A 4,895-nucleotide genomic window follows, 5' to 3' on the forward strand; every position below is an offset into this window, starting at 1 on the left:
CCCGCGCGATCTGGGGGGAGCGCGAGGACGATTGATCAGCCTCCAAGATCGCAAAAATGCTGTAAACCTGATTGAACAAACAATGGAACAAGGAGCCAGACAGCTTGCTGCCTGTCAGGTTCTGGGACTGTCTGTACGCACCTTTCAGCGATGGAAACAGGAGGATAATGTGAAAGTGGATGGCAGAAAAACAGCGAACCGACCTGCTCCGGCTAACAAACTCGTATGTAGCTAAAGGGCCGAATCAAGTGTGGTCCTGGGATATCACTTACGTTCGCTCAAATATCAAAGGGCAGTTCTATTACCTGTACATGGTCGAAGATATTTTCAGCAGAATGATCGTTGCATGGGAAATCCATGAAACAGAGTCTGCAGATCATGCTGCAGAGATGATAAGCAAAGCCTGCCTGAAACATGACATTGGCCAACTGGATAACCTGCTTGTCCTGCACTCAGACAATGGCAGTCCGATGAAGGGTGCAACCATGCTGTCCACCCTGCAACGATTGGGCATTGTGCCGTCATTCAGCAGGCCAAGAGTCAGCAATGACAACCCGTTCTCAGAGTCTACGTTCCGAACCATGAAATACCGTCCTGATTACCCAACAAAACCCTTTGGCTGTCTGACGGAAGCACGAGAGTGGTCGTCAGGTTTTGTGACCTGGTACAACGAGGAGCACAAGCATAGCAGCCTGAAGTTCGTCACACCTTCACAAAGGCACTATGGTGAGGCTAAAAAGTGTCTGAGCCAGCGAGAGAAGCTGATGGAGCAGGCTAAAGCCAGAAACCCTGAAAGATGGGGTAGCCGATCAACACGGGACTGGTCACTTCAGGATGAGGTCTGGTTAAACCCTGAACGATCAGAAGCTTGTATTAAGCCACTTGTTAAAGAATCGGCGTAAGGTGGAGGCGACAACTTTGTTGACAAACACCGCCACCAACAACTCACCAAATGGTAGTAAAGTTACATGATCTTGGGCTAATCAGTCGAGAACCAGGAAAGCCACGAAGTATCAAAGTTTTAGTACCAGTGGAAAAACTACCATTTCTTGAGTAAAAATCAGCACCGCCACATAACAAAAATTTCCAGTTCGTTCCGGGGCTTCGCCCCTCCACCCGACGGCGGCGCGGCTGAAATTGGCGTTGTGTTCACAATTCGTCAAGCCTATACCTAGGAGTTAAACCAAATCTCATACCAATGACGTTTTCTCTATCGCTCGGGTCATTAATTGCACACAATGCGATAATTCGCTTCAATTGATCGGTTATACCAATTAACCAGTTAGAATCATCACTCAAAAGAGAAGATACATCACTTGCAAAGATAAATCGCAAACTAGCATCAAACCATTCTTGATTGGGTACTTTATGCTTCATGTTTAATTGAAGAGAACCAAGTTCACTTCCTAGACGTGACAAGTCGCGTAATGGATCAGCATAACCTTCATCGGAGTCTATTTTTGAGTAACCAAAGTCTATCAATTTTATAGCATCACTTGATCTTAAATAAACCATATTAATAAAACGAAAATCTGCATGATAAATTTTCATTTTACTTAGGTAAGATAATATTTCTAAAGTCTGAAATATGATATTGTTAAGATGCTCATTTATAAGGGAAGAGCGAATTCTATCTAGAAAATCATCAAAATCCTCATCACCTAATTCAAAAACCAAGTGGTAATCACCAAGCTCATAAAAATGACCAAAGTATTCGATGATATTAGGATGAGTTGACTCGGAAAGATATCTTAAGTTTCTTAATTCTCTTTCTAAATATTTGAAATCGGGCTTTAGTGACTTTATCGCAACAGCGCATCCTCTTTCACATAAAGCTTTATGTACTTTTCCATAAGAGCCTTCTCCAATCAAAGCTTTGAATTCAAATTTTGGTTGACACAACTTCTTTTCAGATACTTTAGTACCAAACCCATGGAAACACTTTTTAGAACAATCATTTACTGCTCTGGAAGAAGCTTGCTCTTGAATAGGAGGATGTTTAACTTTTTCAAGCTGTTGCATTTTTAAAATCCTTGAAATGAGATACGGACGATTAGAGTTAAGTCATAGATATTTTGTTCCATCCCATATCCTAACAACTTGGTAAGAACACATAACAAAAAATTCCAGCGGACTGCCTTCGGCAGCCGCTGAATTTGGCGTTAGCTTGCTGAAAATATTCGGAACTTTTCAGAATTTTAAGTGTCTATTCTCTAATAGATTTAGTTATTTCGGAGTTTAGTTAGTGTGGATACTTTGTCATTAAGTAGTTATAAAGGCCATCATAAACCAATTGATTTTGCAAGCTCTGGGGCTACAACGCAAAGAAGTTCATTTAGCGTCCCTCATAAAGTACATCTGATTTGGTGTGGAAAAAAAATGCCAGACTATGCCATAAATACTGTACAACGCTTTTGCACAAGAGCTAAAAAAAAAGTAGAGCCATATTCAGTAAATTTATGGCTGGATAGGAGAGTTCAATATGAAAAGGCACAAGCCTTGCGTTCTGAATACATCGATATGGAAAAAGAAGGAATGCTTAAGGTTCGAACATTAGATGAATTAAATCCAAAAGTTAAAGCTGACTATTCAGATAATGAAGTAAAATTGTATCATCAATTTACTAGCCGTGAAGGTATAGGAATTGAATGTCAAGCAGCAAGAGCTGATATGTATCGACTTGAAATACTTCGTCAAGAGGGTGGTATATATTCTGATATGGATGCTGATTTCTATCCTTGGTCTGCCCTTGCGGAAAGATTTTCTTGTGATGATAGTACACAAAGAGACTATCTTGAATTTTACTTCAGAAGAAAGGTCGGCTTATCATCACCTCCAAAGCCATTCAGTTCGTGGAGTTCTTTTTTTCAAAAAATATCGGATTCAACTGATGAGTGTAAACGGCTAACAGGGAAAGATAGCTTCAGAACTTTGATAAGCGAAATCAGAGAATATATTTTTTCTCAATCATCAAGAGAGTTAGAGAATATAGAAGCAATAGGAGGAGTTCTCTTTAAGCGTTCTGATTTAAATTTTTTCAAGCATTGGCTTATAAATAATAATTTAATTGGAGCTTTGCCAAATCATAAGTTCATAAAAACAGCACTTCTGGCAATTTTACATAAATATGCAGAAGCAGATTCAATAACCCAAAGGGTACCGTATGATTGCAAAGTTTCATTAGACCAAATGGATAAAAGGCGTACCAACCCTATACAAGTATTAAAGTATAGTGGACCAGAACACTTAAGTTTGCTTCTTGAACAATACGCTAAAGATGAGAAGCTTACAGTAGAAAATCTAACTTTTAATGAAGATTCAAGTTACTTAGCTTTACAAAAAGGTGCGGGTAGAATAGATGATATAACCTTTTCAGGCTTACGTATTAGTGAGTTCAGTTATGAAGATTCTAACAAAGCTCATGGTGCAAGATCTTGGGATAAAAAACCACCTTTAGAGTCCTTCGAACTCTAAGCCTATTACTCAACTAGCGCAAGCTAGTTCCCATCCAAAAACTCTGCAACCCTTACGTAGCAATGCGTTGCAGTAAAAATTGTGGTTTTGTTTTTACCTCTGATAGCCTTGATTCCTGTGGGCCTGGGAAAAAAATGAGCAATTTTAACGTCATTTTCAGGGTGCTCGATACGCTACGAAACCCGTGGTACAAGGGCTAGAGTTTTTGGACAGGAACAAGCTCATCGGGTAGCCGGAGGTTTCTAACCTCCAGCCCCCACAACACCCTGCATGCGGGTCCGCACAGGGCGTTTCATTAAGAATGGTGAAGCTTGATCCATCCGTCCCGCAGTGAATAGAGCCCCTGTGATTTCAGATAAGCCAGCGATAGCGCCTGATTGATACCCGGCGTTTTCGCGCTTCTCCACGGGCCTTTACTGCTTCGACCACAACCAACTGCCGTTCGGATTTCAACGCCAAGACGCATCAATTGTCTGATTTTTGTACGAGGCTTTCGCCACTGTCGCCAATAAGCCATGCGGATTCTGCGACGTATCCAATGATCCAGATCGCAGCAGAGCTGATAGCCGTTGGCAATACCAAAATAGTTGATTCAACCGCGCAGATACTGGCTGATACTGTGCAGCATCCGTTTTCCTGCTCTCAGACTTCTCACCAGAATGATGAAATCGTCCGCGTAGCGGGCAAAACGGTGTCCGCGTTTCTCCAGCTCCTTGTCCAGAGGGTTGAGCATGATGTTCGCCAGCAATGGCGACAGTGGGCCACCCTGGGGAACACCTTCCCGAGTTTCTGTAAGACAGTGGTTATCCATGACACCGGCACGCAGGTAGCGACCGATTAATTGCATCACGCGCTGATCCTTAATCTTGCGGCCAAGGAGCGACATCAGCAGATCGTGGTTTACCCGGTCAAAGAACTTAGAGAGGTCAATATCAACAGCGATACGATATCCATTGCAGATTATGGACTGCACCTGTCTGACAGCCTGTTGCCCATTGCGACCAGAGCGGAATCCAAAACTATTATTGGAAAACCCCGGATCGAACAGAGGTGTCAGAACCTGAGCCATTGCCTGCTGGATAACGCGATCCTGTACCGTGGGGATACCCAGAGGGCGTTTTCCTCCGTCAAGTTTGTCGAACCCTACACGTCACACGTCGTACTGGCGCAGGTCTGTAGATTCCGTTCTGCAAGGCCGTTGCCGTGTGTTTCCAGTAGCCTTGGTGCACCCATTCAGGGAAGGCGTCAATGGTCATGCCGTCTACACCGGCTGCGCCCTTGTTGGCGCGGACCTGCTTCCATGCTCTCTGAAGGTTTTCAGGGTGCATAACGTGGTCGAAAAGATTGTCGCCAAAGGCTGGCTTCGTATCATCACGCTGAGTCACGTCATTACCGGGCGGCATTCGTGTATTCAAGTCTGA

The 4,895-nt window shown here is 43.1% G+C and carries 4 protein-coding genes and 2 pseudogenes; 2 read left to right on the plus strand and 4 right to left on the minus strand.

The window, feature by feature from the left end; all coding sequences use genetic code 11:
• A pseudogene (locus tag GZ78_RS13335) lies at window positions 1–902 on the plus strand (IS3 family transposase); the annotation flags it as partial.
• A 247-nt stretch (window positions 903–1,149) separates the two neighbouring features.
• Here the strand turns inward: GZ78_RS13335 and GZ78_RS13340 are convergent.
• Entirely contained in the window at window positions 1,150–2,022 is an 873-nt protein-coding gene (locus GZ78_RS13340) for a protein kinase domain-containing protein (RefSeq protein WP_034836950.1), read from the minus strand.
• A gap of 225 nt (window positions 2,023–2,247) precedes the next feature.
• Here GZ78_RS13340 and GZ78_RS13345 point away from each other — a divergent pair, with 225 nt between their 5' ends.
• Window positions 2,248–3,474 (plus strand): glycosyltransferase, encoded by a 1,227-nt coding sequence (locus GZ78_RS13345; protein ID WP_152558718.1) that lies wholly within the window; start codon window positions 2,248–2,250, stop codon window positions 3,472–3,474.
• A gap of 295 nt (window positions 3,475–3,769) precedes the next feature.
• On the opposite strand, the gene GZ78_RS30305 is transcribed toward GZ78_RS13345, so the two are convergent.
• The 3 genes and pseudogenes from GZ78_RS30305 to GZ78_RS30320 all read right to left on the minus strand — a co-directional run.
• The gene (locus GZ78_RS30305; RefSeq protein WP_456236233.1) at window positions 3,770–4,066 is read right to left on the minus strand and encodes a group II intron maturase-specific domain-containing protein; all 297 of its coding nucleotides are present in this window, start codon (window positions 4,064–4,066) and stop codon (window positions 3,770–3,772) included.
• Complete coding sequence (locus tag GZ78_RS30315) at window positions 4,067–4,585, minus strand: reverse transcriptase domain-containing protein (protein WP_330217618.1); 519 nt, start codon at window positions 4,583–4,585, stop codon at window positions 4,067–4,069.
• Between the two features lie 16 nt (window positions 4,586–4,601).
• Window positions 4,602–4,895 (minus strand): annotated as a pseudogene (locus GZ78_RS30320) (hypothetical protein); the annotation flags it as partial.

It is taken from the genome of Endozoicomonas numazuensis (assembly GCF_000722635.1).
Classification (GTDB): domain Bacteria; phylum Pseudomonadota; class Gammaproteobacteria; order Pseudomonadales; family Endozoicomonadaceae; genus Endozoicomonas_A; species Endozoicomonas_A numazuensis.